The following is a 25,043-nucleotide window of genomic DNA, read 5'->3' on the forward strand; positions in this document are numbered from 1 at the left end:
TCATGCGGCGAGGTCCGACGCGGTGCCGCGCGCCGCGGGCACCGGCAGTAGGAGGGTGAAGACGGCGCCGCTGCGGTCCGACCGGTCGGCTGCCGTCAGCGTGCCCCCCATCGCCTCCACGAAGCCGCGGGCGATGGCAAGGCCGAGGCCGGTCCCGGCGCGGACGCTGTCGCCCTTCCGGGCCCGATAGAACTTGTCGAACACCCGCTCGCGCTCCGATTCCGGCAGGCCTTCGCCCTCGTCGAGCACCTGCAGGCGGAGCCGGGGTGATCCGCCGGGCTGGCCGGAGACGACCCGCGCCGCGATCGTGACGGCGGAGCCCGCCGGGGCGTACTTGGCGGCGTTGTCGAGGAGGTTGACCAGCACCTGCTCGAACAGGACCGGGTCGAGGCGCAAGGGCGGCAGGTCCGGCGCCAGGTCCAGGACGATCCGGTGCTCGCTCAGGATGGCGCCCAGGCGTCGCAGGGCGGTGTCGACGATCTCGGCCACGTCCTGCACGGTGAGGTTCGCCGCCACCGCGCCGGCCTCGAGCCGGGTCATGTCGAGGAGGTTGACGATGAAGCGGTTCAGCCGCTCTGATTCGGCGATGATCGTCGCCAGGAGGTCGCTCTTGGCCTCGCGGCCAAGATCGGCCTCGAGATCGCGCAGGGTGGTGGCGGCTCCAAGGACCGAGGACAGGGGCGTCCGCAGGTCGTGGGAGATCGAGGTCAGCAGGGCCTGGCGCAGCCGGTCGGTCTCGGCGTCGCGCGCGGCGCGCGCCAGATCCTCGACCAGCCGGACCCGCTCGATGGCGAGCGCGCCCATGTCGGCGAGGGCATCGAACAACCGCCGATCCTCCGGCGTGAGGATCGGTCCGGTACCGTCCGCATCGAGGCCGATCACCCCGATGGGGCCGCGACCTGTTCGCGTCGGTATGAAAATACGACGCGCGCCCGGGAGCGTATCGGCGCCGCGTCCCGCCGGCCGATCGTTCGCGAAGGCCCACTGCGCCGCGGCCAGATCGGCCGCGTCGAGGCGATCCTCGGGGGGATAGCCCGCCTTCACCACCACCGAGTCGCCCTCGGGCAGCAGCAGCACGACCCGCACCCGGAGCATCGCGGCGATCTGCGCCGACGTCGCCCAGAGCACGTCGTCGAGCGTACCGCAGGCCGAGAGTTTGCGGCTGAACCCGTAGAGGCGCTCGGTCGCCCGCGCCCGGCGCTGGCTGATCACCGCGACCGTCCTGGCCCGGGCGGCAAGGTTCGACACCAGCACCGCGACGAGCGTGAACAGCAGGAAGGCGGCGACATTGGTCGGGTCGGCGATGGTCAGCGTGTAGACCGGTGGCAGGAAGAAGAAGTTGTAGGCCAGGGAGGCGGCGACCACGGATGCCAGCGCCGGCCCCAGTCCGAAGCGCGCGGCGACCGCCACCACCGCGGTCAACAGGAAGAGATCCGCGTTCTCGACCCCGAGATACGGTTGCAGCCCCAGCGCGAGGCCGAGACCGGCCAGGATCGCGAGGGCCGCGAAACCGTAAGCGGCGCCATCGAGGGCGGGGCGCGCCGGGGCCGTCGCGACGACCTTGTGGGGAGCGGCCGGCGGCAGTGTTTCGCCGGGCACGACATGGATGCTGATGGCACCGCTGCGGCGCACGAGGTCGTGGACGACCGACCCGTTGAAGAGTTCGAACAGCCACGACCGGTTCGCCTTGCCGACGACGACGTGGTTGACGTTGGCGCTCCGGGCATAGGCAAGGAGGTCGTCGGCCACGCGGCGGCTTCCCGGTAAGGTCACGGCATCGCCGCCGAGCCGATCGGCGAGGCGCAGGGCGTCCGCGATCCGGTCACGGTCCGCTTCGCTGAGGCCGACGCTGCGCGTCCCCTCCACCGTGACGGCGGTCCACGGCGCGTGCAGCCGATCGGCGAGGCGCTTGGCGTAGCGGACGAGCCCGGCCGAGCGGGGGTCCTCGCTGACGCAGACCATCACCCGCTCGCCCGCACTCCAGGGACCCGCGATGGCATGCGCCTGCATGTGACTGAGGAGTTCGTCGTCGACCCGGTCGGCCGTACGCCGCAGAGCGAGTTCGCGCAGGGCAGTCAGGTTGCCGCGCGAGAAGTAGTGGCGCAGGGCGCGCTCCGCATTGGCGGGCACGTAGACCTTGCCGGCCTTCAGCCGCTCGATCAGATCGTCGGGGTTGAGATCCACCACTTCAATGTCGTCGGCCCTGTCGAGGATGCCGTCCGGCACCGTCTCCCGCACACGGATGCGGGTGATCTGCGCGACGACATCGTTCAGGCTCTCGACGTGCTGGATGTTGAGAGTCGTGTGGACGTCGATGCCGGCATCCAGCAGTTCCTCGACGTCCTGGTAGCGCTTGGGATGGCGCGAGCCCGGCGCGTTGGTGTGGGCGAGTTCGTCGACCAGGGCCAGGACGGGACGTCGCGCGAGCAGGGCGTCGAGGTCCATCTCCTCGATCGTGCCGTCACGGTACGGGACCGTCCGGCGCGGAACGATTTCGAAGCCCTCGACCAGGGCTTCGGTCTCGCGGCGCCCATGGGTCTCGACGACGCCGATCACCACATCGGCCCCGGCCTTGAGCCGCGCGCGGCCGATGGTGAGCATCTCGTAAGTCTTGCCGACCCCGGGAGCCGCCCCGAGGAAGACTTTGAGGCGGCCGCGTCCCGCTTCGTCCCGGCGCGCCCGGTCGAGCAGAGCCTCGGGCGAAGGACGCAGGCGCTCGCGGCCGTCCTCGGTCATCGGAATCCTTTCATCCCGTGGTTCCTGTGATGGTTCCTTGGGTCCGATTATTGCCGGAGCCGCGCGTCCAAGGCGAGGTTCAATCCCAGCACGTTCACGCGCGGCTCGCCGAGAAGCCCCGCCGTCCGGCCTTCGACTTGCGCGATGACGAGGTCGCGGACCTGGTCTTCGCCGACGCCGCGCGCCCGCGCCACGCGCGGCACTTGGAAGAGGGCAGCCTCCGGCGACAGATCCGGATCGAGCCCGGATCCGCTCGAGGTGACGAGATCGACCGGAACCGTCGCACCGGGATTCTCAGCTTTCAAGGCATCGAGGTCGCCCTTCACGCGCTCCACCAGGGTGGCGCTCGTGGGGCCGAGATTGGAGCCGGCCGAGTTCGAGGCATTGTAGGGCGACGGAACGGTCTTGGCGGCGTCGGCCGGATCGGCGGCGACGGTCGCAGACGGGCGTCCGTGGAAGTAGCGCGGGCTGGTGAAGGCCTGGCCGATGAGGCTGGAGCCGACGATCGTGCCATCGCGGCTGATCAGGCTGCCGGCGGCCTTGGCGGGAAAGATCGTGGTGGCGAGGCCGGTCATGGCGAGGGGGTAGGCGAGGCCGGTGATCGCCGTGAGTGCGACGAACAGGACGAGCGCGGGACGCAGGATAACGAGCATGGGAGCAACTCTGGTTCGGAAGGGGGGAGGGGTTCAGGCGAGGTGCAGGGCGTTCACCGCGAGATCGATGGCCTTGATGCCGATGAACGGCACGAGGATGCCGCCGAGCCCGTAGATCAGCAGGTTGCGCCGCAGGAGCGCGGCGGCGCCGACAGCCCGGTACGAGACGCCGCGCAGAGCGAGCGGAACCAGCGCAATGATGATGAGGGCATTGAAGATGATCGCCGACAGGATCGCGCTCTGGGGCGAGGCGAGCCCCATGACGTTCAGGGCCTGGAGCTGCGGGTAGAGGGTCAGGAACATCGCCGGGATGATGGCGAAGTATTTGGCCACGTCATTGGCGATGGAGAACGTCGTCAGGGCACCGCGGGTCATCAGCAGTTGCTTGCCGATCCCGACGATCTCGATGAGCTTGGTCGGATCGGAATCGAGGTCGACCATGTTGCCGGCCTCGCGGGCCGCCACCGTTCCGGTGTTCATGGCCACGCCCACATCGGCCTGGGCGAGCGCCGGAGCGTCGTTGGTGCCGTCGCCGCACATGGCCACGAGCTTGCCCTGGGATTGCTCCTTGCGGATGAGGGCAAGCTTGTCCTCCGGCGTCGCCTGCGCGAGGAAATCGTCGACGCCGGCTTCGGCCGCGATGGCGGCGGCCGTCATGGGATTGTCTCCTGTGATCATCACCGTGCGGATGCCCATCTGACGCAATTCGGCGAAGCGTTCGCGGATGCCGCCCTTCACGATGTCCTTCAGATTGACGACGCCGAGGAGCTGTCCGTCGCGGGCGACCGCCAGGGGGGTGCCGCCGGCCTTCGCGATCTCCTCGGCAATGGCCTGAATTTCCTGGACGGTCTCGGAGGCGGTGACGGGGCTGTAGGCCAGCGCCGCATTGGAGCCCCGCGTGGCAACGGGCTGCTGCCTCACCGCCGCGATGATGGAATCGACGGCGCCCTTGCGAATGGAGGTCCCGTCCAGGTCGACGCCGCTCATCCGGGTCTGCGCGGTGAAGGGCACGAAGGTCGCGTTGAGGCGTCCCATGTCGCGGGCGCGGATGCCGTAGCGGTCCTTGGCCAGCACCACGATCGAGCGGCCCTCGGGCGTTTCGTCCGCCAGCGACGCCAACTGGGCGGCATCGGCCAGATCCTGCTCGGAGATGCCCCGTACGGGGCGGAACTCCGTGGCCTGGCGGTTCCCCAGCGTGATGGTGCCGGTCTTGTCGAGAAGGAGGGTGTCGACGTCGCCGGCGGCCTCGACCGCGCGGCCCGACATGGCGAGCACGTTGAAGCGAACGAGGCGATCCATGCCGGCGATGCCGATCGCCGACAGGAGCGCGCCGATGGTGGTGGGGATGAGGGTCACGAACAGGGCGACCAGCACGATGAGGGGAATGGAGCCACCGGCGTAGCTCGCGAAGCTCGGGATCGAGGCCACCGCGAAGACGAAGATGATGGTGAGACCCGCGAGCAGGATGTTGAGGGCGATCTCGTTCGGGGTCTTCTGCCGGGAGGCACCCTCGACCAGCGCGATCATCCGATCGACGAAGGTCGAGCCGGCGGCCGCCGTGATGCGCACCCGGATCTCGTCGGACAGCACCTGTGTCCCACCCGTCACCGCAGACCTGTCCCCGCCGGATTCCCGGATCACCGGTGCGGATTCACCGGTGATGGCCGCCTCGTTGACCGAGGCGACGCCCGCGATGACTTCGCCGTCGGACGGGATCAGGTCGCCGGCTTCCACCAGCACCACGTCACCGACCTTCAGGGCGGTGCCCGGCACGGTCTCGTACTCGTGACCCAGCCCAGTGAGGCGCTTGGCCTGCATCTCGGTGCGCGTCCGGCGCAGGCTATCGGCCTGAGCCTTTCCGCGCCCCTCGGCAACGGCTTCGGCGAAGTTGGCGAAGATCAGGGTGAACCAGAGCCAGAGGATGATCTGACCGGAGAAGCCGAGCCCCGGCGCGCCGGTCGCGAGATCGCGGACGAACAGCACAGTGGTCAGGGTCGCCACCACCTCGACCACGAACATCACGGGGTTTCGGATCATGATCCGAGGATCGAGCTTCCGGATCGAACTGACGAGCGACGGGCCGACGAGGGCGGCGCTGAAGAGGGATGAGGATGGGCGAGACATGTGAGGGATTTCCACGAAGTGGCGCGGGAAAGGCGAAGCGCGGGGCACCGGGCCCATGAGGCGGATCAGGGCGTGAGGACGCGGCTCGCGAGTTCGGCGACGATCACCAGGGCAAGAGCACCCAGGAGGGTGACCCCGAGCAGAGCCAGGATCAGGTCAGAGAGCCGAATGGGCCGGGCTCCGGAGACCGGAACGGTCTGGCGGGTACCGACACGGGAGCCATGCAGGTGATGGCGCCGGCCCCGGCGGGATGGGACGGCGGACCTCATCGCTCAGCCGCCCGTCGAGAAGGTCTGGCCTGCCGTCCCCGCGAGGTGCTCGACGATCGGTCCGAGCGCCAGGGACGGGAAGAAGGTCAGGCCGCCCACGATCAGGATGACACCGACCAGCATGCCGATGAACAGACCGCCGTGGGTCGGCAGCGTTCCGGCCGAGGCCGGCACGGTCTTCTTCGCGGCAAGGGCGCCGGCGATCGCCAGGGCGGGGATGATCACGAAGAACCGGCCCACCAGCATGCCGACGGCCAGGGTCGTGTTGTAAAAGGCGGTGTTTCCGCTGAGGCCGCCGAAGGCCGAGCCGTTGTTCGCCGCCGCAGAGGTGAACGCGTAGAGGATTTCCGAAAACCCGTGTGGTCCGGCATTGGCGGGGCCGGCGAGACCCGCCGCGACCACCGTGGCGAGGGCGGTGAAACCCAGCATCATCAGCGGCAGGCAGAGGATGGCGAGCATGGCCATCTTCACCTCTCGGGCCTCGATCTTCTTGCCCAGATACTCGGGGGTCCGGCCGACCATGAGCCCGGCGACGAAGATCGCGACGATGACGAAGACGAGCATGCCGTAGAGGCCCGCGCCGACGCCGCCGACGATGATCTCACCGAGCTGCATGTTGATCATCGGGATCAGGCCGCCGAGGGCTGTGAAGCTGTCGTGCATCGCGTTGACCGCGCCGCACGACGCGGCCGTGGTCACCACCGCAAAGAGCGCTGAGGCGACGATGCCGAACCGGACTTCCTTACCCTCCATGTTGCCGCCCGTGAGCCCGAGGCCATTCAGGACGGAGCTGCCCGCGGCCTCGCTGGCATAGGTGACGAGGACGCCGGCGAGGAACAGCACGCCCATGGCCCCGAGGATCGCCCATCCCTTCCGCTCGTCGCCGACCATGCGGCCGAACACGTTGGTCATCGCCGCGCCGAGGACGAAGATCGAGAGAATCTGGATGAAGTTCGACAGCGCGGTCGGATTCTCAAAAGGATGAGCGGCATTGGCGTTGAAGAACCCGCCACCGTTTGTGCCGAGCATCTTGATCGCGACCTGGCTCGCAACCGGCCCGACCGCGATCGTCTGGGTGGCTCCCTCCAGCGTCGTCGCCTCGATGGAGGCGCCCAGAGTCTGGGGGATGCCCTGCGAGACCAGGAACAGCGTATAGATCACGCAGATCGGCAGCAGGACGTAGAGGGTGCAACGCGTGAGATCGACCCAGAACGAACCCACTGTCCTCGCCGAGGCCCGCGAGAAGCCCCGGATCAGGGCGACGGCGAGGGCGATGCCGGTGGCGGCCGAAAGGAAGTTCTGGTGAGTCAGGCCCAGCATCTGCGACAGGTAAGACAGGGTGCTCTCGCCCCCGTAGTTCTGCCAGTTGGTATTGGTGACGAAGCTCGCTGCGGTGTTGAAGGCGAGATCCGGCGCCACGGCCGATTGCCCAGCCGGATTGAAGGGTAGGACATCCTGCAGGCGCAGGAGACCGTAGAGGGCGAGGAAGCCGAGGGCGTGGAACGCCAGCATGGCGAGCCCGTAGGCGAGCCAGCTCTGCTCGCTTCGGGCATCAATGCCGGCAAGGCGATAGAGCCCGGTTTCGACGGGGCCGAGAATGGGCGTGAGGAGCGTACGTTCGCCCTGGAAGACGCGCGTCATGTACCCGCCGAGCGGCCTGACGAGTACCAGCACGGTCGCACAGAACAGCGCGACCTGAAGCCAGCCGTTGATGGTCATGGAGGCAGTCCTTGGGAGTTTGGCTGGAGGGTTGGTCAGAACCGCTCGGGACGCACGAGAGCGTAGGCGAGGTAGCCGAGCAGCCCCAGGGTCACGAGGGCGCCGAGGGTCAGGTCGAGGGTCATGATGCGGGAACTCCTGACAGCAGGCTCAGAGCCGTTCGCAGAGCAGGGCGTAGCCGGCGGCAATGCCGAAGAAGGCGAGGCCCGCGGCGAGGAAGGCGATATCGAGCATGGTGCGTCCGATCCGGTGCGGCCGATCGGGTTCGAAATGTCACGACCGATCGCGCCTCGCCCGAAGCATGGACGGAAAGCGCATTAGGGTTCGAGAGGCCGCCCGGCGCGATTCCATAAGGATCGCATGAGGATCGGGTTGTTCAGGGCAGCAAGCCGGCCCGATCGATCGTGTCGGCGAGGCGTGGATACATCTTAAAGACATTGCCCATGTAGATCCCGGCCCTGTCCGCATCGGAAATCGCAGCCGCGTCCACGTATCGCTTGGTGTCGTCGTAGGCGTGGCCGGTCTCGGGATCGATCCCGTTCACTGCGCCGACCATTTTAGACGCGAAGAGCACGTTGCCCGCGGGTACGACCTTCAGAAGCAGGTCGATGCCGGGCTGATGGTAGACGCAGGTGTCCAAGAAGACGTTGCGCAGCAGGTCCGTGAGGGGCGAGCGCTTCAAGTCCTGCGCCAGAGCGCGATACCGCCCCCAATGGTAGGGAACCGCGCCACCCCCGTGCGGGATGATCAGGCGCAGAGTCGGGAAATCCTTGAACAGATCCGAGGTGACGAACTGCATGAAAGCGGTGGTTCGCCATTCATGTAAGGTGCGCCGGTCGCGTGGAAGTTTCGATTGGCCTAGGCGCTCACGTGAACCATGCCCGGGACATCGAGTTCGACCATCTTCTCCCAAAGGGGGTACCAGAAGCGGTCCGTGAGGGGCGGATCGGTCCAATACCCGCCGGACGGGGCCGGATTCACGTTGCAGCCGACGAAGCCGCGTTGCGTCGCGCAGCGACCGAGTTCGGCGATGCAATTCTTGAGCGAGACACCGGGGGTTTGCCGCAGCCGACAGACGCCCACGAAGTACGCGGCATCAGCGTGGCGACCGGATGGATCATGTCGTTGAAGACGATCGACCAGTCGAGGCTGGTTCGGGCATTGCCGACATGGTGTCCCGTGCCGCCGGCGCGCGGCGAGAAGAGGGCGAGGGAGATGCCGCGCTCGGTCTGCAGTTGACCTGGCGTCCGGTGACGCTCGCGCGGACTTCGTCGTCGCTGACGGACAGCGCGGAGGGTGAGGGGGACTGGGCGGGATCGTTGATGGCGTCAATCTGGCGCTTGCGCCAGGCCAGCATGGCCGGCGGCTCAGTGGTGTAGTGACCGTGACAATCGATGACGAGGCCGCGATAGAGTGCGCGATCCACCGGCTGCCCTACCGCCTGCGATCCCGCCGCACAGTGCCGGGGCCAGGGCTGCCATGGCCCCATGAAACCGCGGTGCGGCAGGCAGTAGGCGCAGGTCTCCTGGGTGCAGGCGTCCGATGCGGCGATCATGACGGCCTCACCGAACCGAGAAGGGAAGTTGGTATGGGCGGCCGAAGGGGACGCCGTTGTTGATCGTCAGAACGGGCGAGAGAAAACCCGTCCCGTCGCGACGGTTGTTGCGGGTATCGACCATGGACACTGGGCGCTCGATCCATTCCATCACCGAGACGTCGCCCGGCGCTCCGACCTGCAGCGTTCCGAGCTTTACGTCACGGTCGATGACGCGGGCGGGTGCCGCGGTCGCCATCGCGATGACCTGGTCCAGGCTGAAGCCGAGGGGCAGGAACTTGCTCATGACCAGCGGCAGGAACGGCATGCCCGGCGTGTTGCCGGAGACGACGTGCAGGTCCGACGAGATCGTATCGGGCGGGGCTCCCTGCGCGATGGCCGCCTCCGCCACGGTGAAGTCGAAGGAGCCGCCGCCATGGCCGATGTCGAAGACGACGCCGCGCTGCTTGGCGGCGAGGGCCGCCGGAAGAAGCTTGCCGTCCTGGACGATGTTGGTGAACTGGCCGGCTATGTTAGGCGCGCCGGAGTAGCAGTGCGTGAGGATGTCGCCGGGCCGCAGCAGATCCAGGATTCGGCTCATCAGGTCAGGCGTTTCGACGCCGCCGATATGCGCCATCACTTTGGCAGGCCGCCCCGACATCTCGCAGGCCTGGATCGCCCGACGCAGGGGTTCGGCGCCATGCCTGAAGATGACGTTCTCCGACATCCGAACCTTCGCACCGAGAACGAAGTCCGGGTTCTCGGCGATGGCGCGCGCGCAGGCTTCCACCTGGGCGTTGTCGATGTTGTAGAGTTCCGCGACGGGGAAGGCCGACAACCCGTTGTTCGCGATGTGCACGAAGGCGAACATCCGCGTCCGGGTCTGCGCAGCGATGTGCCGGCGCAGGGCGGCGATGTTGTTAGCGCCCGCATCACCGGCGGACACCACCGTCGTCACGCCAGAGAACGGCACCGTCTCGTCGGCCGGAATGCCGATTGCCGACCCGTACGGGAAGGTGTGGGCATGAAGGTCGACGAGGCCAGGTAGGACGAGCTTGCCCGATGCGTCGACCGTCTGCTTTGCCTGCGCGATCGGAAGCTCCGGTGCGAGGGCGGCGATGCGGCCATAGCGGATTCCGAGATCGCGCCTTGCCCGCAGGGACTGGCTCGGATCGATCACCTCGCCGCCCCGTATGACGAGATCGAAGGGACCGTTCGGGTCCGATTCTGCGCGTACGCCAGAACCGGCCAAGAGGCCGGACGCAATGGCTCCTCCAAGCCAGGCACGGCGTGTCACCTCATCCATGGCAACACTCCTCGACGCGGTTTCGGTGGTTGAACGCCGGAGCGATGGAAGACACCGGGTCCGTCCTGGCAGCGAGAGGGACGCGCGGGATCTTCGCGACGCTATGGTCGAGGGTCGCTCCCCCGGACGGAAGACAGGCGGGCGCGGAAAACCCTGATATCGAGCGGAGGACGGATGCGGCGATCGACATCGCTTCGACTCCCTGGCTTGGGCGCTCGTCGTTCGGCGCGAGTTACCGGGGAGACTACGGGTCGACCGCTATGATCGGCAATGACTTTTAGAGATCAGCCCAGGTGATCGAGGGATCTTTTTCATCGGGCTGTAGGCTTTGCGCGCTTCGAAATGCCGAAGAACGCAAACCGCGCTGCTCCATTCCAATCTCGAATGCAGCGATCCCTGAGGCTCATCGCGAAATCCAGCGATACACCCTGATCAGGAGACATGAGTTTCGAACGGGAAGCCTTGCGAACTAATTGTCTCGATCGACCTGAAGGAATCCGATCGGTCCGTTCTGAGTCTCATCGAAGATTCCGGCGGTGAGCGGTCCGCCGTAGACGCATCCGGTGTCGAGGTTCGTGCGATAAGGCTGCTGATCCGGGACGCCGTTCGTTTGCGGCGTATGCCCATGAACGACATGCTTCCCGAAATCGAACGCCGCACTGAGGAACGGCTCTCGGATCCACAGACGCGCCGCTACGTCTGGATCGATGCCGGGGCGCCCAGGTCGAAACCCCGCATGAACGTAATAGCGCAAGGCGTCTTCATAGACGGTGGGCAGGAGCGAGAGCCAGGTCAGAACATCGTGCGGAAAGGCCTCCGGATCGGTGATTCCGAAAGACCGCAAAGTCTCGTTGCCTCCATTGGTCAACCAAACCGTCGCCCCGAGGGCGTCACGGTAGGCATCCAGCATCATCTGCTCATGGTTGCCCAAGAGGCACGTGATGGCATTCGGGGCGTTGTGCTGGAGGTGCCTCAAGATCTCGATCACGCGCGCGCTCTCCGGCCCGCGATCAACATAGTCGCCCAGGAAGACGATCCGGGCAGCCCGCTCGCCTCGATGCACGTTGATCCGACCGAGAAGCCTCAGCAACGCATCGGCGCAGCCGTGGATATCTCCGATCGCGTAGGTCAGAGGGGTCATTCTGAGTTCTGTATCAGGGTCGGACATGTCCCTCGCATGGCAGGATTCCGAGGTGTCGAACATCCATAGGCCACGCACGTCTGCGTGCTGGAGCCATCGGACCGGATTTATCCGCGGACGCCGGCCTACCGGAAGATCTGGATCATCGCCGGGGTCAGAATCACCACGAACAGGACGGGCAGGAAGAACAGGATCATCGGCACGGTCAGCTTCGGCGGGAGAGCAGCGGCCTTCTTCTCAGCTTCGGTCATGCGCATGTCGCGACTCTCCTGCGACAGGACCCGCAATGCCTGGCCTACGGGAGTGCCGTAGCGCTCTGCCTGGATCAGTGCGGTCGTGACCGCCTTGATCTGGTCGAGGCCGATGCGGTTGGCCAAGTTCTCGAAGGCGATCCGCCGATCGGGGAGATAGGAGAGTTCCGCGGTCAGAACCGCGAGTTCCTCGGCGAGTACGATGGACTGTCCCACGACCTCGGTACTGACGCGCCGGAACGCGTGCTCCACGGACATGCCGGACTCCACGCAGATCAGCGTCAGATCGAGAGCGTCCGGCCAAGCCGCCCGGATCTCGGTCTGCCGTTTGCTCGCGCGGTTGTGGAGATAGAGTTCGGGCGCCTTGATGCCCAGCAACAGGACCGCGATGACGATCATCGCCCGGATGGCAAAGGGCTGATCGAGGACTCCCAGCACGAACACGTAGAAAATCGCCACGATGGCAAGAAGGATCGGCGTCACGAGACGGAAGAACAGGAAGCCGGTCTCGGCACCGGGAGAACGGTACCCGGCCATCATCAATTGCTTCCGGGAGGTCTCGGTCCCGAGCCAGCGATTGAGATTGAACTGCTCCACCACCCGCTTCATGTAAGCCTTGGGCGCGACGCGCAGGGTCGCCTTTGAACTCATGCGCTCGCGCTCGCGGCGGCGGATCTCCTCGCGCTCCTCTCCGATCAGTTTGATGCGCTTGTCCAGGCGATCCGGTTCCAGGATCGGCTGCAACAGGGCGAACGCCGTCGCCGCCGCGGCGACCGCCGCCAGGGCAGTGCCGAGGAAGCGAGGTTCGGTGACCTTGGCGGCGATGAGATCCAGCATGCGGTGTCTCCGTACGAACCGACCGGACGAGGATTCTTGGCGATAGGGCGATGGGGCAGCGGTAATCAGACGTCGAAATTGATCATCTTCTTCATCGTGAAGACCCCGAGCGACATCCAGATGGCGGAAGCTACCAGGGCGAGCTTGCCGATATCGGTCCGCCAGAGGAGCGAGATGTAATCCGGGCTCGACAGGTAGGTCAGGAAAGCGACGATGAACGGAAGCGCAGCGATGATTCCGCCTGAGGCCTTCGCCTCCATGCTCATCGCCTGGACCTTCCCAGCCATCTTCTTGCGCTCACGGAGCACGCGAGACAGGTTGGCCAATGCCTCAGAGAGATTACCGCCGGATTTCGCCTGGATGCTGATGACGATCGCAAAGAAGTTCACATCCGAGACGGGCACCCGCTCGTGCATCTTCATCAGCGCTTCGCCGAGTGAGAGGCCGAGGGTCTGAGATTCGACGACCTGCCGGAATTCGCTGCGGATCGGTTCCTCCGCTTCCCGTGAGATGATCCGGAAGCAGTCTCCGACTGGAATACCGGCACGCACGCCGCGGGTGATGATGTCGATTGCGGTCGGCAACTCGTTGATGAAGGCCTTGATCCGGCGCTTGCGCAGGTAGCTGACCAACCAAAGTGGCAGGCCGAAGCCGCCCGCGAAGAGGGCCCCGAGCGCGGCGAGGGGATTCGCGGTCAGGATCAGGATCGCGAGACCGAACACGATCGCCATCACCGCGGAGACCATGAAGAATTGGTTCCGGGACCAGGACAGCCCGGCACGGGCAAGCTTGAGTTCGAGCGTTACCTTGGCGCCCTCGCGCTTCGCCTCGACTTCCTTGAGACTCTTGGCGACCTGCTCGCGGCGATTCACCGCCACGTTGCGGCTCCCCGGTGCCGCGACGACGCTGACGGTTCGGCGCCGTTCGGCGGAGCGCTTCTCACCGGACAGGTAAGGGAACACGAAGACGTAGGCGAGTCCACCGGCCGTGAGCGCGAGCAGTCCGGACGCGAGGGCGAGTCCGTTGGCGTTCACAGCGCACTTCCACCAGCGCTGGCCGCGTCGAGGGCGGCTGCGAGGGCCTCGTCCTCGCCATAGTAGCGCGCGCGCTCCCAGAAGCGCGGCCGACCAATTCCCGTAGAGCGGTGGCGCCCGATCAGCTTGCCGTTCGCATCCTCTCCGAGCACATCATAGAGGAACAGGTCCTGGGTGATGATGACGTCGCCCTCGAGCCCCATCACCTCGGTGATGTGGGTGATCCGGCGTGAGCCGTCGCGAAGGCGGGTCGCCTGTACGATCACGTCGATGGAGCCGCAGATCATTTCGCGCAGCGTGCGCGAGGGCAGGCTGAAGCCACCCATGGTGATCATCGATTCGATACGCGCCAGGGCTTCGCGCGGCGAGTTGGCGTGCAGCGTTCCCATCGAGCCGTCGTGGCCCGTGTTCATCGCCTGGAGAAGGTCGAAAGCCTCGGGGCCGCGAACCTCGCCGACGATGATCCGCTCGGGTCGCATGCGCAGACAATTCTTCACGAGGTCGCGCATGGTGACCTGTCCTGACCCCTCCATGTTGGCGGGCCGCGTCTCCAGCCGCACCACGTGCGCCTGCTGCAGTTGCAGTTCCGCCGCGTCCTCGCAGGTGATGATGCGCTCGTCCTCGTCGATGTACCGGGTCAGACAGTTCAGGAGCGTGGTCTTGCCCGAACCGGTACCGCCCGAAATCACCACGTTGCAGCGGACGCGCCCGATGATCTGCAGGATGCGGGCGCCTTCCGGCGAGATCGCCCCAAAGGTCACGAGTTGGTCGAGGGTCAGCTTGTCCTTCTTGAACTTGCGGATGGTCAGGACGGGCCCGTCGATCGCCAGGGGCGGTGCGATGATGTTGACGCGCGAGCCGTCCGGGAGGCGGGCGTCGCAGATCGGCGACGCTTCATCGACGCGCCGGCCGACCTGACTGACGATCCGCTGGCAGATGTTCATCAGCTGCTGGTTGTCGCGGAAGCGGACGTTGGTGAGCTGGATCTTGCCACCCACCTCGATGAAGGCGCGGCTGGCCCCGTTGACCATGATGTCGGCGATGTCGTCACGAGCGAGCAGCGGTTCGAGCGGGCCGTAGCCGAGCACGTCGTTGCAGATGTCGTCGAGCAGTTCCTCCTGCTCGGCGATCGACAGGACAATGTTCTTGAGGCCGATGATCTCCGAGACGATGTCGCGGATTTCCTCGCGCGCCGACTCCGCATCGAGGCGGGAGAGCTGCGACAGGTCGATGGCCTCGATCAGTGCACCGAAGATCATGCTCTTGGTGCGGAAGTAGTCCTCCGACTTCACCGTCTCCATGACGACTACGGGCTCGGGACGGCGCGGCGCCTCCACCTTCGGGCGAAGAGCCGAGTCGTCATGGACCGGCAGGGAGATCTGCGGCTTGGCGACGACGGCCGCAGGGCGTGGCGCCACGACGGCCGCACTGCCGGATCGTCTACCGAACATGGCGCTGCCTCCTGGCGTTCAGGTGATACGGAACCGGATGGCGCATCACGAGGCCTTGCGACGGGCAAGCTTGGCGAGCAGAGGCTCGAACAGGTTCGGGCGGGCACGGCGAAGCTCGGCGCGGCCGGTGATCGAGGCTGCGAGGGAAGAGAAGATCTCGGCGGCCTTCGCGCCGGATTGCACTTCGCCGATCATCTGACCGTTGTTCGCAGCCGTTCCGAACAGGGCGGCGTCGAAGGGAATCGCGGCTGCGATCGTGGTGTCGAGGGATTTCGCGAATTCGGCCGAAGCGATTTCGGGCCGTTTCGGCACGCCGACCCCATTGAGGATGACCCGCGGCTTACGGTCGTTCGGACGGTTCTGCTGAAGCAAAGTCAGAAGATTCTTCGTGTTGCGCAGAGCAGCGAGTTCCGGGCTCGCGACGATGAGAATTTCATCGGCGCTGATCATCAGCCGGCGCGACCAGGCGGTCCATTGGTGCGGCACGTCGAGAACGACGCATGGCACCGCGGCGCGTAGGAGATCCAGCAGGTGGTCGAAGGCGGGCTCGGCGAGATCCGTCGTGCGATCGAGGGTGGCCGGAGCGGCGAGCAGGGAGAGATTGTCGCTGCACTTTGACAGGAGGCGGTCGAGGAGATTCGAATCGAGTCGGTCCGGCGCGAAGACGGCCTCGGCGATCCCCTGGGGCGGATCCTGGTTGAAGTTCAGGCTCGCGGTTCCGAAGGCGATGTCGAGATCAGCGATGACGGTGGCGGTGTCCTGCTCCCGTGCGATCGTCCAGGCGAGGTTGTGGGCCAGGGTGGAGACGCCGACGCCGCCCTTCGCACCGACGACGGCGATGGTCCGACCGACAGGTTTCGCGCCCGGCGCGGTGAAGAGGTCCGAGATCGCCTGGATGAGGTCGATCGGGCGTACCGGCGCCATCAGGTATTCGCTGACACCACGCTGGATGAACTGCCGATAGAGCGCGACATCGTTCACGTGACCGATGACGACGACCTTCGTTCCCTCGTCACAAACCTCTGCGAGCGCGTCGAGGAATTCGAGGGGACGCGACTTAGCGCCCTGGGTCTCGATGACGATGACGTTCGGGGTCGGGGCGTGCCGATAGGCTTCGACGGCGGCCGCGCCACCGCCCATCTGCACCTTGATGTGAGCCTTCTGCATCCGCCGGTCGGCGCCGACGGATTCGATCAGGGCCGCACTCTCCTGCGTCTCGCAAAACGCCTGAATCGTGATCCGCGGCACGGGAGCGATGATCCGCTCGGACGTCTCGTTCAGATCCGCCATGAGGAGAATTCCGGTTCAGGTTGCCGCCGATGCGGGAGGCGAGGACTGGTTGCGTCGCGGGTGCTTCGGGGCACCCGGCCGGGGCGTTCACTCGGAGATCTGCGCCTTGACGGAGGTCTTCCCATCCTGGCGCCATTGGATTGACGGATCCTTGCCGTCCCGGATCTTCCCGATGTCGTTGGTGCGCCGGATGGTATCGATCCGGCCCTCGGGTCGGGCCCGGACAAGATCAACGGGATCAGAGACTTGCGCGGCGAAGTTCGACTGCGATGCGCAACCGAAATTCCAGTAGACCTCGTTACGGCCGTTGAAGGCGGGATCGCCCACCCCAAGATCCTGCGGCCAGGTTCCGCACTGGCTCGCCACCTTGGCCTCCATGCGCTGGAAGCTCAGGCGCAGGGGCGCGGCCAGGCTCGGATTGGCCACCGGGTAGCGGGCGACCACGACCTGCCGGTCCGGCACGCCGCCGTCGAGGCTGAGGCGGTGCAGGGCGGCCGCCGTCCGCTCGACGGCCGCGGCCGTCCGCGGGGTGCCACCGGCGGGGACGTCGAGGGCCAGCGTTCCGCGTCCGTAGCGTCTGTATTCCAAGAGGAACGCGTCGACGTCGGCGGCCTGACGCGGATCGATATGCCCCGTGCCGGTCACGAAGACGTCGAGCGTGCGCACGCCTTCGGTGAGGGCCACGGGATGGCGGGCGCGGTAATCCGCCGGATAGAGCGATCCGGTGGTGGCGACGGGCTCGGCACGGCAGGCTCCGAGCAGGGCGGCGACGCCGGTCAGGGCGGCCAGAGCCAGCGGGGTGCGAAGGGAGGGAAGGGACATCGGAGAAGGGTCCTGATGATGCCGGGGCCGCGGCGCCTTGATCGATTCGGGAACGCGTCGGACTAGTCGGTGATGAAGCCGACGCGGCCGCGATAGGCGCTGCCGAGCGGGCTGGCGCCGGCCACGCCGTAGAGGCGGTTGAAGCGCCCGAGCAGGATGGCCTGCGCATCCTGCGCATCGACGAAGCCGTCATCGGGCCGGGCGACCTTGCGCGGCTCCATCGGCTTGGCGATGTAGGGCGTGACCATGATCATCAGTTCCGTCTCCTGCCGCTGGTAGTCGCGCGAGCGGAAGAGGGCTCCGATGATGGGAAGGTTCACGAGCCCCGGCAGCCCGGTGATGGCCGCCTTGTTGCGCTGCTGGATCAGGCCGGCTGTCATCATGGTGGCGCCGGAGGCGAGTTCGATGGTGGTGTCGGATTTGCGGACGGTGAAGCCCGGCACGGCCGTGGTGGTGCCGGTGAAGTTCAGGTTGAGGGCGTTCTGCTGGTCGATCTCGGTGACCTGCGTGCCCACACGCACCGAGATCTTGTTCTCGGCCAGGACCACCGGCGTGAAGTTCAGACTGACGCCGTAATCCTTGTAGCTCACGCTCGGGACGCAGGTCTGGATCGTGCTTGTCCCGACGGAGGTGCAGCTCAGGTTCGAGGGCACCGGGATCTGACCGCCGGCCGTGAAGGTCGCGGATTCCCCCGAGATCGCCGTGAGGGTCGGCTCCGCCAGCACTCGGGACACGCCGGCCTGCTCGAAGGCCCTCAGGGTCGCCGTCAGGCTCGCTCCGCCCGGGCCGTTGATCGTCCCCGACAGCAGGTTGCCGGACGGGAATGCGCCGCCGTTGAGGGCGAGCGGGGTGGTGTTGACGAGGTTGAGGCCCGACCAGCCCCCGCCGAGATTGACGCCGAACTGCTTGAGGACCGTGCGCGACACCTCCACGACGGTGACCCGCAGCATCACCTGATCCTTGCCGCGGATCGTGAGGTTGTTGATCACGGCGCCGCGGGCGGTGGGATTGGCGGCGGAGACGCCCACGAAGGCGTTGGCGATGTCCAGGGCCTGGGCCGCCTCGGAGGCGGAGTTCACCGTGCCGGTGAGAACCACCGAATCCCCGGCGGCGCGGGCATCGAAATGGCCACCGGCGATGCTCTGGTTCAGGGTCTGGCGCAGGACGTTGAGATCGCGCGCCACGGTGACGTCGAGGGCTGTGATCTGGCGGCCCTCGCCATCCATGATGAAGATCGAGGTCGCACCGTTCTCCATGCCGATGATGAACACCTTGCGGGTGGAACGGACCACCGCGTTGGCCACCTTCGGGTTGGCGACGAAGACTTCCTTGGCGTCGCGCGGCAGGTCGACCACCAGGGACCGCCCCATCGTGAGGTCGATCCGTCGGGAGGTCGCCGTCTCGTCGGTGCCCACCGAAAGCACGGGCGCCGCCGTCAGACCGCCGCGGGCCTGCCCGAACCCGGGGGTCGCTCCGGAGACGGTCAGCAGGATACCGGCCAGGAAGCAGGCGAGCCGCGGAGTCCGGCGCGGGGCCGGGCAGGGAGGGAGGGTCATCGACGCGTTCTCTGTCATCGTGGGGGCGCCGGTCTCAGCGTCGCGATTGCTGCTTCGCGACGCCGAACCGCACCACCGTCAGGCCGGTCTCGGGACGTACGTCGAGGGTCGGGTCGGCGCTGCGTCCGCTGTCGACGAGGCTGCGCAGCGAGAGCGAGAGCTGCCCGACCTTCTGAGCGAGGGTGACGATCTCGGCCTGGGCCGGCGTCAGCGCGAGGGTCGCCGTCTGGCCGGTGACGACGGTGTTGCCGTTCTTTTCCTGGACCACCTGACCGATGGCGAGGACGCGAACGTCCTGGAGCAGGGTCTCGGAGACCTGGACATCGGCGTTTCCGCGCCCGGATTCCTCATCCCGGTAGGTCCGGATCACGTCGACGTGGTCGTTCGGCAGGATGAAGCCGCCCGCGGTGTTGCTGCCGGCGGCGTCGATGTTGATCGCCACGGCGCGCAGGCCGGAGGGCAGGATCGCGGCCATGAACCCGCCGTCGGACCGGGCGAGCTTCTGCGGCCGGATGGGCTCCCCGGCGAGGAAGCCGGAGCGGGCGATCGAACCGACGATCTCCTCCATGCCCTTCGGCGAGTTGGTGCGGGTGATGTAGCCGGTCGTGACGGCGTCGTTCGGCCAGGGCTGCCAGCGGAGGTCGGGCGCCTGGATGTTCTGGCCCATCGGCAGTTCGGCGGCGGCCACCAGCACGTCGGTCATCGGAACGACGGGGGGCGGAACGACGGCGGCCGGCTGCACCACCGGCGCGTCCTCCCCACTGATCAACAACGCCGCGCCACCACCTGCCACGAGGGCTATGGCTAGGACGGCCAGTCTGGCTGGTTTCATCGCCGAACTCGAACCTGCGACGGCACATCGCCGTGTCGGTCGAGGATGGCCCGGCATTCCTCAAATTACGGTTAACAAGGTGTAATCGATCCGAGGGAACGAAGGAACGAACCGCGATTCAAGATCAGGCCGTGACCAGCCGAAGCCAGATGGTCGTCTCCGGCAGGACGACGAGGGCCGCGAGCGCGAGGGCGATGCCGTAGGGGACGCCGGTGCGGGCGTCGTGCAGGTGGAGGGCGAAGGGAAGCCGCGCGAACGGGGAGGGGAGCGGCTGCGAGCGCAGGGCCAGGATCAGCATGGTGAGCGCCCCGCCCGCGAGGGATGCCACGATTAGATAGCCCGCCAACTGGTCGAAACCGATCCACAGGGCCGTCGCAGCGGCGAGCTTGGCATCGCCGCCGCCGATGAAGCCGAATGCGAAGAGCGTGAAGGTGACGGCGAGCGTGGCCGCACCCGCCCCGAGATGCCCGGCAAGGTCGTTCCAGCCGAGGCCGCCGGCGACGGCGAACACCGCGAAGGCGGCCACCAGGGCGATCGACACCGTGTTGGGGATCAGCATCGTCAGGAGGTCCCTGGCGGCCGCATAGGCCATCAGGAAGGGGAACACCACGAGGAGACTGACGCTGGCCATGGCGCTTTGGGTCCTGCCGCTCGATGGAGGTGCGGGGTGGGAGAGGTCGACGATCCGGTTCGGCCGGACCTCGCTCGCGGAGGCACCAGGCGTGTCTCCAGGGGGGATTCAATTCCGAAAGGCCGCCGACGCGCGACACCCCGTCGCGAACGGAGCGAGGAGCATTGCGGGACACCCGCAATGCTCCTCGAAACCGGCAGGCCGGAAGGTCCGTCGCGCCCTGCCACGCCGCCTCGACGGAGGATGCAGGAGCCTTCCGCTGACGCCGCGCGGGCTTAGGAGCTCTTCAGGTTGTTCGCCACGGTGGTCAGGGTACCCTTCAGGTTGCTGCCGACGGTGCCGAGAATGGTGACGACGGCGACGGCGATCAGCGAGGCGATCAGGCCGTACTCGATGGCGGTGGCGCCGGACTCGTCGGCCGCGAAACGCTTGAACATGGTGGTCATGGCAGAATCCCCAGGAAGTGAATGTGCCGGTCACGCTCTGCGCGTCTCAATCGGCGACGGGTCCAATCTGCCCCGAGCCTCTTGCCAACGGGTTAAATCGGTCTTCGAAACGGGCGCCTGTCCGAGAGCTTCGAGATGTGGTGAAGCCGTCGTTAAAGACCGCAAGGCATCGCGAGGCCAGGTGAGCCGGGAAGACTTTCCGTCGATTGCCTCCGTCCTGGTCGTCCGGTGCATCCGGGCGGCGGGCGGCGTCTTGGCGGCGACCGCGAGACCACTTCCGCAAATGGAGAATTATCGCTTCGTTTACCCTGCTCGTGTTTCCTGACGCTCAAGCCTCGGCACGAGGGGGGCGTCCCCGAGGGCCGAGATCGATCACGATTTGCGTCGTGCCGTCCGGTCCGAGTGAGCGTCCGATGCAGCCCCCATCCCATCTGTCCAACATCCCGCTCCGGGTCGCGACGGCCCTGCTGCTCGCGGGTTACGCCGCCTTCGGCGGATGCGGCTCCGCGCGCGCTCAGGCCACCGACGCACCTCCGGCCATCGTGGCGGTGACGGTCGACAACGCCAAGGTCATGCGCCTGCCCGAGAAGACCCAGACCGTGATCGTCGGAAACCCGATGATCGCAGACGTGGCGCTGCAGCGGAACGGCATCCTCATCCTGACCGGCAAGAGCTTCGGCAGCACGAACCTGATCGCGCTCGACGCCACGGGGCAGATGCTGGCGGAATCGACGATCAGCGTGCAGGCGCCGCAGGCCGCCGTGATCACGGTCCAGCGCGGGCTGGAGCGGGAATCCTATTCCTGCACGCCGAATTGCCAGCCCTCGATCCAGCTCGGCGATGCCAACAAGTTCTACGGCGAGGCCAGCAGCCAGGCCGAAGCCCGCCGCGCCATGGCGACGGGCGGCGCCGCCCCGAGCCGCTAGGCCGTCCCGAACCCGAACATGCTCTCTCCGATCGCGCGGTCGCATTGTCTTCACGCGAGCCGGCATCCACCTCGCTCGAAAAGGCTCTAGCGGGTCGCCGGGTGCCGGTGATCCGCGGGGTCCCCGGCCGCCAGGCGAAACCCGTCGAGCCCCTCCACCGTGGCGTCAAGCCCCGCCCGCCTGTCGGCGACGTAGCGGAGTGCGCCGGCCACCACCCGCTCCGAATAGGGCTTGGCGATCACCCCGACGGCGCCGGCGAAATCATCGGGGATGCGCTTGGCGTTCGCGGTCATGAACACCACGGTGGTGTGTGGGTCGGCGCTGAGGGCGCGGGCCACGTCGACGCCGGTCGGGCCGTCGATCAGGTGGATGTCGACGAAGGCCACGTCCGGTACCGTCGACCGGCCGAGAGCGATCGCCTCGGCGGAACTGCCAGCGACGCCCACCGTGATGTGCCCGAGGTCGTCGAGCAGGCATTCGAGTTCGAGGGCGATCAGAACCTCATCCTCGACCACGAGGATCCGCAGCGGCGTCCCGCTCATGGCGCAGCCCATTCGGCGCCGGCGGCCCGCTCGGTGATGGCGCTCTGGAGCGAGATCGCGTCGAGGGGGACCACGATCTCGACGCGCGTTCCCGGCGAGACGTCGCTCCAGGCGATCACGCCGCGAAGCTGGCGCACCACCATCTCCACCAGGGAGCGGCCGAAGCCCGCCGGGTTCGGCGTGCCTCCGGCCAGACCCACTCCGTCATCCTCGATCAGCATGCGCAGGCCGTCCGCGCTGCGCTGCGCGGTGATCGTGATGCGGCCGGGCCGGCTGTCCGGGAAGGCGTGACGGACCGCATTGGTGGCGAGTTCGTGCATCATCAGCGCCAAGGGGGCGGCCATCGCGGCGGAGACGGCGATCGAATCGATCTCCGCGCTGACGGCGGTCCGCTCGGTGTCGAGCCCGGCCACCAGTTCGGACACGAAGTCCTCGGCGAATTCCCGCAGGTCGAAGCGGGTCACGTCGCCGGTGGAATAGAGCATCCGGTGAACGGTGGAGAGCGCGCCGATCCGCTCGGCCATGCCCTGCAGGGCATCCCGGGCCTCCCCGCGCGGGGTCCGGCGCGCTTTCAGCAGCATCAGAGACGAGATGACCTGAAGGTTGTTCTTGACCCGATGATCGACCTCGTGGAGCAGCGCGGTCTTCTGCTCGAGCGCGGCCCGCAGGTCCGCCGTCTGCTCGCTGACCCGGCGCTCGAGTTCTTCGTTGGCATCCTTCATCGCTACTTCGTGACGATACTTGCCGGTCATGTCGGCCTGAGCCGAGTAGAAATGCACGATCCGCCCGGTCTCGTCGTGCACCGGCGCCACCGTCATGCCGTTCCAGAAGGACGTGCCGTCCTTGCGGTAATTGACGAGTTCGATCTCGATCGGCCGTCCCGCAATCACTGCCTCGCGCAACCGGCGCACGGCACGCGGATCGGTCTCCGGCCCCTGCAGCATCCGGCAGTTCCGTCCGGAGACGTCCTCCCAGCCGTAGCCGGTCATCTTCAGGAAGGCATCGTTGGCCCAGACGATCGGATTGTCGCCCTGGCGCGGGTCGGTCAGGATCATCGGCGTCGGGCTCGTGGTGAAGGCCGACACGAAGGCGCTCGCATCGACACCAAGACCCCGCGCTCTGGTCGCCGGCGTTTCCCTATGCGTCATGATCGGCTTCAGCCAAGACGAGATGCCCGCATTGTCGACCTCGAGATCGGCCGGCCGCCTCTTCCATCGGGCGCGAACACAGATTTGAACTGCCGGGAGCGCCCGCCGTCAACACCTGGATCGTGGTCCCTCGTGGGGGCGGTCGAGCCGCTAACAGGAAGATGCGAGACCTCGCGTTAAGATTTCGGAAGGCATGCTGTCGGTGGTAATCGATGCACCACGGCATGCAGTCCGAACGACCGACCCCGTCCAGGGTCGGTGCCGAGGCCTGCCATGGCGTGCGGGCATCAAGCCTCTCGGCCCCCAGGAGTTCCATGCCATGGCCCAAAGCGACGCGCTGGACATCCCGAGCCGCCGCCTCCGCCTGAAGGACATCGTCGAGGATCCCCGCATCCTGCTGATGCTGGCCCTGGGCTTTTCCTCGGGTCTGCCGCTGCTTCTGGTGCTCGGCACCTTCTCGACCCGGCTCGCCTACTCGGACGTCGACATCAAGTCGATCGGCCTGTTCAGCTACTTGGCGCTGCCCTACACCCTGAAGTTCTTCTGGGCCCCGATCATCGACCGGTTCGACGTCCCGGTGCTCAGCCGCGCGCTCGGCCGGCGCCGGGCCTGGATGATCGCCACCCAATGCGCGGTCGCCCTGTCTCTCACGCTGATGGCCTTCGCCGATCCCGGCACCAGCCTCGCGCTGCTCGGTCTGGGCGCCTTCCTGGTCGCCTTCTGCGCCGCGACGCAGGACGTGGTGATCGACGGGTGGCGCATCGACGCGGCCGGCACGGACCTCCAGGGCGTGATGGCCGCGACCTCGAACCTCGGCTACCGCCTGGCCCTGATGTCGGCGGGCGCCGGCGCGCTGTTCATCGCCAGCGCCTATGGCTGGAGCGTCGCCTACCTGTCGATGGCGGCCCTGATGGGCGTCGGCATGATCGCCGCGCTGCTCGCCCCGGCCTTCGACCGCGCGATCACCGCGGCCGAGTCCGCCGCGCCGCCCCGGACCTGGACGTTCCGGAGCGCCGTCCTGGAGCCCCTGACCGAACTGCACACCCGGCTTGGAGCGGGCCTGTGGGCGATCCTGCTCCTCGTCGCCCTCTATCGCCTGCCCGACTTCATCTCGGGCGTGATGGCGAGCCCGCTCTACCGGGAGGTGGGCTTCAGCTTGGTCGAGATCGGCGCCGTGTCGAAGCTCTACGGCATCTGGGTCGGCATCGCGGGCGCCTTCGTGGGCGGATGGGCGATGACGCGCTTCGGCCTGTTCCCCACCCTCGTGGTCGGGGCCTTCCTGGGCGCGGCCTCGAACCTCGCCTTCTCGTGGCTGTCCTTCGGCGGACCGGAGGTCTGGCGCCTCACCGCGGCGATCTCCATCGACAATTTCTGCGGCTCCTTCGCCGGAATGGCGCTGATCGCCTACATGTCGAGCCTGACCGCGCCGGGCTTCGCCGCGACGCAGTACGCCCTGTTCTCCTCGCTCTATGCCCTGCCGGGCAAGCTCGTGGCCGGAACCTCCGGGTTCATCGTCGCGGCCTACGGCTACCCCGTGTTCTTCGCCTTCACGGCGGCCGTCGGCATTCCGGTCGTGATCCTCTGCCTGTTCGTCGGCCGGGCCGGCGAGCGCAAGGCGAGCGCGGCGCAGGCCATTGCGGCGGACCCGGTCCGCCCGGAGGCCGCCGCCGGCGACGAGATCGGGGGGAACCATTCGCGGGGCCCCGGGCTTGCTTCCACCGGCAGCGACCACCCCGGGGCAGGCCGGACCGGACGCCCCCACCCGGCACACGGATGAGACCGCAGACGTGAGCAA

Annotated in this window: 22 protein-coding genes and 1 pseudogene; 3 read left to right on the top strand and 20 right to left on the bottom strand. The window is 67.1% G+C overall.

Annotated elements, in window-relative coordinates:
- The 6 genes from AC3WLN_RS06800 to AC3WLN_RS06825 form a co-directional block, all read right to left on the bottom strand.
- Positions 1-2,736 (bottom strand): DUF4118 domain-containing protein, encoded by a 2,736-nt coding sequence (locus AC3WLN_RS06800; RefSeq protein WP_492480293.1) that lies wholly within the window; start codon positions 2,734-2,736, stop codon positions 1-3.
- Between the two features lie 47 nt (positions 2,737-2,783).
- Positions 2,784-3,389 carry a K(+)-transporting ATPase subunit C gene (locus tag AC3WLN_RS06805; protein ID WP_492480294.1) on the bottom strand — a complete coding sequence of 202 codons (606 nt, stop codon included), beginning with the start codon at positions 3,387-3,389 and terminating at the stop codon, positions 2,784-2,786.
- 33 nt (positions 3,390-3,422) lie between these two features.
- Positions 3,423-5,513 carry a potassium-transporting ATPase subunit KdpB gene (gene kdpB, locus AC3WLN_RS06810; RefSeq protein WP_492480295.1) on the bottom strand — a complete coding sequence of 697 codons (2,091 nt, stop codon included), beginning with the start codon at positions 5,511-5,513 and terminating at the stop codon, positions 3,423-3,425.
- Positions 5,514-5,578: 65 nt separating this feature from the next.
- On the bottom strand, positions 5,579-5,782 hold the full coding sequence (locus AC3WLN_RS06815) for a hypothetical protein (RefSeq protein ID WP_492480296.1): 204 nt from the start codon (positions 5,780-5,782) through the stop codon (positions 5,579-5,581).
- Between the two features lie 3 nt (positions 5,783-5,785).
- Positions 5,786-7,501 (bottom strand): potassium-transporting ATPase subunit KdpA, encoded by a 1,716-nt coding sequence (kdpA, locus tag AC3WLN_RS06820; protein ID WP_492480297.1) that lies wholly within the window; start codon positions 7,499-7,501, stop codon positions 5,786-5,788.
- Positions 7,502-7,536: 35 nt separating this feature from the next.
- Positions 7,537-7,626, bottom strand: a complete 90-nt coding sequence (locus AC3WLN_RS06825) for a K(+)-transporting ATPase subunit F (protein WP_056184556.1) — start codon at positions 7,624-7,626, stop codon at positions 7,537-7,539.
- On the opposite strand from AC3WLN_RS06825, the gene AC3WLN_RS06830 reads away from it, so the two are divergent.
- Positions 7,625-7,822, top strand: coding sequence for a hypothetical protein (locus tag AC3WLN_RS06830; protein WP_492480298.1), 198 nt, complete (start codon positions 7,625-7,627; stop codon positions 7,820-7,822). The two genes, AC3WLN_RS06825 and AC3WLN_RS06830, sit on opposite strands and share 2 nt — an antisense overlap.
- 55 nt (positions 7,823-7,877) lie before the next feature.
- Here the strand turns inward: AC3WLN_RS06830 and AC3WLN_RS06835 are convergent.
- The 12 genes and pseudogenes from AC3WLN_RS06835 to AC3WLN_RS06890 form a co-directional block, all read right to left on the bottom strand.
- Positions 7,878-8,858: pseudogene (locus AC3WLN_RS06835) on the bottom strand (amidohydrolase family protein).
- A gap of 205 nt (positions 8,859-9,063) precedes the next feature.
- Positions 9,064-10,341: an amidohydrolase gene (locus AC3WLN_RS06840; protein ID WP_492480299.1), complete on the bottom strand. Its 1,278-nt coding sequence runs from the start codon at positions 10,339-10,341 to the stop codon at positions 9,064-9,066.
- A gap of 469 nt (positions 10,342-10,810) precedes the next feature.
- Positions 10,811-11,482: a metallophosphoesterase family protein gene (locus tag AC3WLN_RS06845; RefSeq protein WP_492480300.1), complete on the bottom strand. Its 672-nt coding sequence runs from the start codon at positions 11,480-11,482 to the stop codon at positions 10,811-10,813.
- 125 nt (positions 11,483-11,607) lie between these two features.
- Positions 11,608-12,570 (bottom strand): type II secretion system F family protein, encoded by a 963-nt coding sequence (locus AC3WLN_RS06850; RefSeq protein WP_463775857.1) that lies wholly within the window; start codon positions 12,568-12,570, stop codon positions 11,608-11,610.
- A gap of 65 nt (positions 12,571-12,635) precedes the next feature.
- Positions 12,636-13,604, bottom strand: coding sequence for a type II secretion system F family protein (locus AC3WLN_RS06855; RefSeq protein ID WP_492480301.1), 969 nt, complete (start codon positions 13,602-13,604; stop codon positions 12,636-12,638).
- Positions 13,601-15,055 (bottom strand): TadA family conjugal transfer-associated ATPase, encoded by a 1,455-nt coding sequence (locus AC3WLN_RS06860; RefSeq protein WP_492480302.1) that lies wholly within the window; start codon positions 15,053-15,055, stop codon positions 13,601-13,603. Before AC3WLN_RS06860 ends, AC3WLN_RS06855 begins: the two co-directional genes overlap by 4 nt.
- A 45-nt stretch (positions 15,056-15,100) precedes the next feature.
- A complete protein-coding gene (locus AC3WLN_RS06865; protein ID WP_492480303.1) occupies positions 15,101-16,345 on the bottom strand; it encodes a CpaE/TadZ family protein in 1,245 nt (414 codons plus the stop codon).
- Positions 16,346-16,432: 87 nt separating this feature from the next.
- Complete coding sequence (locus AC3WLN_RS06870; RefSeq protein WP_492480304.1) at positions 16,433-17,167, bottom strand: CpaD family pilus assembly protein; 735 nt, start codon at positions 17,165-17,167, stop codon at positions 16,433-16,435.
- 62 nt (positions 17,168-17,229) lie between these two features.
- On the bottom strand, positions 17,230-18,723 hold the full coding sequence (locus tag AC3WLN_RS06875) for a type II and III secretion system protein family protein (protein WP_492480305.1): 1,494 nt from the start codon (positions 18,721-18,723) through the stop codon (positions 17,230-17,232).
- Positions 18,724-18,757: 34 nt separating this feature from the next.
- Positions 18,758-19,555, bottom strand: a complete 798-nt coding sequence (gene cpaB, locus AC3WLN_RS06880) for a Flp pilus assembly protein CpaB (RefSeq protein WP_492480306.1) — start codon at positions 19,553-19,555, stop codon at positions 18,758-18,760.
- A gap of 124 nt (positions 19,556-19,679) precedes the next feature.
- On the bottom strand, positions 19,680-20,186 hold the full coding sequence (locus AC3WLN_RS06885; protein WP_492480307.1) for an A24 family peptidase: 507 nt from the start codon (positions 20,184-20,186) through the stop codon (positions 19,680-19,682).
- Positions 20,187-20,461: 275 nt separating this feature from the next.
- On the bottom strand, positions 20,462-20,632 hold the full coding sequence (locus AC3WLN_RS06890) for a Flp family type IVb pilin (protein WP_492480308.1): 171 nt from the start codon (positions 20,630-20,632) through the stop codon (positions 20,462-20,464).
- Between the two features lie 413 nt (positions 20,633-21,045).
- Here AC3WLN_RS06890 and AC3WLN_RS06895 point away from each other — a divergent pair, with 413 nt between their 5' ends.
- Entirely contained in the window at positions 21,046-21,558 is a 513-nt protein-coding gene (locus AC3WLN_RS06895; protein WP_492480309.1) for a pilus assembly protein N-terminal domain-containing protein, read from the top strand.
- A gap of 86 nt (positions 21,559-21,644) precedes the next feature.
- Here the strand turns inward: AC3WLN_RS06895 and AC3WLN_RS06900 are convergent, their stop codons facing one another.
- A complete protein-coding gene (locus AC3WLN_RS06900; protein WP_492480310.1) occupies positions 21,645-22,100 on the bottom strand; it encodes a response regulator in 456 nt (151 codons plus the stop codon).
- A complete protein-coding gene (locus tag AC3WLN_RS06905; protein ID WP_492480311.1) occupies positions 22,097-23,248 on the bottom strand; it encodes a PAS domain-containing protein in 1,152 nt (383 codons plus the stop codon). Before AC3WLN_RS06905 ends, AC3WLN_RS06900 begins: the two co-directional genes overlap by 4 nt.
- 319 nt (positions 23,249-23,567) lie before the next feature.
- On the opposite strand from AC3WLN_RS06905, the gene AC3WLN_RS06910 reads away from it, so the two are divergent.
- Positions 23,568-25,025: an AmpG family muropeptide MFS transporter gene (locus AC3WLN_RS06910; RefSeq protein ID WP_492480312.1), complete on the top strand. Its 1,458-nt coding sequence runs from the start codon at positions 23,568-23,570 to the stop codon at positions 25,023-25,025.
- Positions 25,026-25,043: the final 18 nt, after the last annotated feature.

The organism is Methylobacterium sp. FW306-05-D (genome assembly GCF_058782155.1).

Bases quoted from the DNA above. Each gene is read 5' to 3' on its own strand.
- AC3WLN_RS06800 (WP_492480293.1), bottom strand. From the start codon at position 2,736: ATGACCGAGGACGGCCGCGAGCGCCTGCGTCCTTCGCCCGAGGCTCTG.
- AC3WLN_RS06805 (WP_492480294.1), bottom strand. From the start codon at position 3,389: ATGCTCGTTATCCTGCGTCCCGCGCTCGTCCTGTTCGTCGCACTCACG.
- kdpB (WP_492480295.1), bottom strand. From the start codon at position 5,513: ATGTCTCGCCCATCCTCATCCCTCTTCAGCGCCGCCCTCGTCGGCCCG.
- AC3WLN_RS06815 (WP_492480296.1), bottom strand. From the start codon at position 5,782: ATGAGGTCCGCCGTCCCATCCCGCCGGGGCCGGCGCCATCACCTGCAT.
- kdpA (WP_492480297.1), bottom strand. From the start codon at position 7,501: ATGACCATCAACGGCTGGCTTCAGGTCGCGCTGTTCTGTGCGACCGTG.
- AC3WLN_RS06830 (WP_492480298.1), top strand. From the start codon at position 7,625: ATGATGCGGGAACTCCTGACAGCAGGCTCAGAGCCGTTCGCAGAGCAG.
- AC3WLN_RS06825 (WP_056184556.1), bottom strand. From the start codon at position 7,626: ATGACCCTCGACCTGACCCTCGGCGCCCTCGTGACCCTGGGGCTGCTC.
- AC3WLN_RS06840 (WP_492480299.1), bottom strand. From the start codon at position 10,341: ATGGATGAGGTGACACGCCGTGCCTGGCTTGGAGGAGCCATTGCGTCC.
- AC3WLN_RS06845 (WP_492480300.1), bottom strand. From the start codon at position 11,482: ATGACCCCTCTGACCTACGCGATCGGAGATATCCACGGCTGCGCCGAT.
- AC3WLN_RS06850 (WP_463775857.1), bottom strand. From the start codon at position 12,570: ATGCTGGATCTCATCGCCGCCAAGGTCACCGAACCTCGCTTCCTCGGC.
- AC3WLN_RS06860 (WP_492480302.1), bottom strand. From the start codon at position 15,055: ATGTTCGGTAGACGATCCGGCAGTGCGGCCGTCGTGGCGCCACGCCCT.
- AC3WLN_RS06865 (WP_492480303.1), bottom strand. From the start codon at position 16,345: ATGGCGGATCTGAACGAGACGTCCGAGCGGATCATCGCTCCCGTGCCG.
- AC3WLN_RS06870 (WP_492480304.1), bottom strand. From the start codon at position 17,167: ATGTCCCTTCCCTCCCTTCGCACCCCGCTGGCTCTGGCCGCCCTGACC.
- AC3WLN_RS06875 (WP_492480305.1), bottom strand. From the start codon at position 18,723: ATGACCCTCCCTCCCTGCCCGGCCCCGCGCCGGACTCCGCGGCTCGCC.
- cpaB (WP_492480306.1), bottom strand. From the start codon at position 19,555: ATGAAACCAGCCAGACTGGCCGTCCTAGCCATAGCCCTCGTGGCAGGT.
- AC3WLN_RS06885 (WP_492480307.1), bottom strand. From the start codon at position 20,186: ATGGCCAGCGTCAGTCTCCTCGTGGTGTTCCCCTTCCTGATGGCCTAT.
- AC3WLN_RS06890 (WP_492480308.1), bottom strand. From the start codon at position 20,632: ATGACCACCATGTTCAAGCGTTTCGCGGCCGACGAGTCCGGCGCCACC.
- AC3WLN_RS06895 (WP_492480309.1), top strand. From the start codon at position 21,046: ATGCAGCCCCCATCCCATCTGTCCAACATCCCGCTCCGGGTCGCGACG.
- AC3WLN_RS06900 (WP_492480310.1), bottom strand. From the start codon at position 22,100: ATGAGCGGGACGCCGCTGCGGATCCTCGTGGTCGAGGATGAGGTTCTG.
- AC3WLN_RS06905 (WP_492480311.1), bottom strand. From the start codon at position 23,248: ATGACGCATAGGGAAACGCCGGCGACCAGAGCGCGGGGTCTTGGTGTC.
- AC3WLN_RS06910 (WP_492480312.1), top strand. From the start codon at position 23,568: ATGGCCCAAAGCGACGCGCTGGACATCCCGAGCCGCCGCCTCCGCCTG.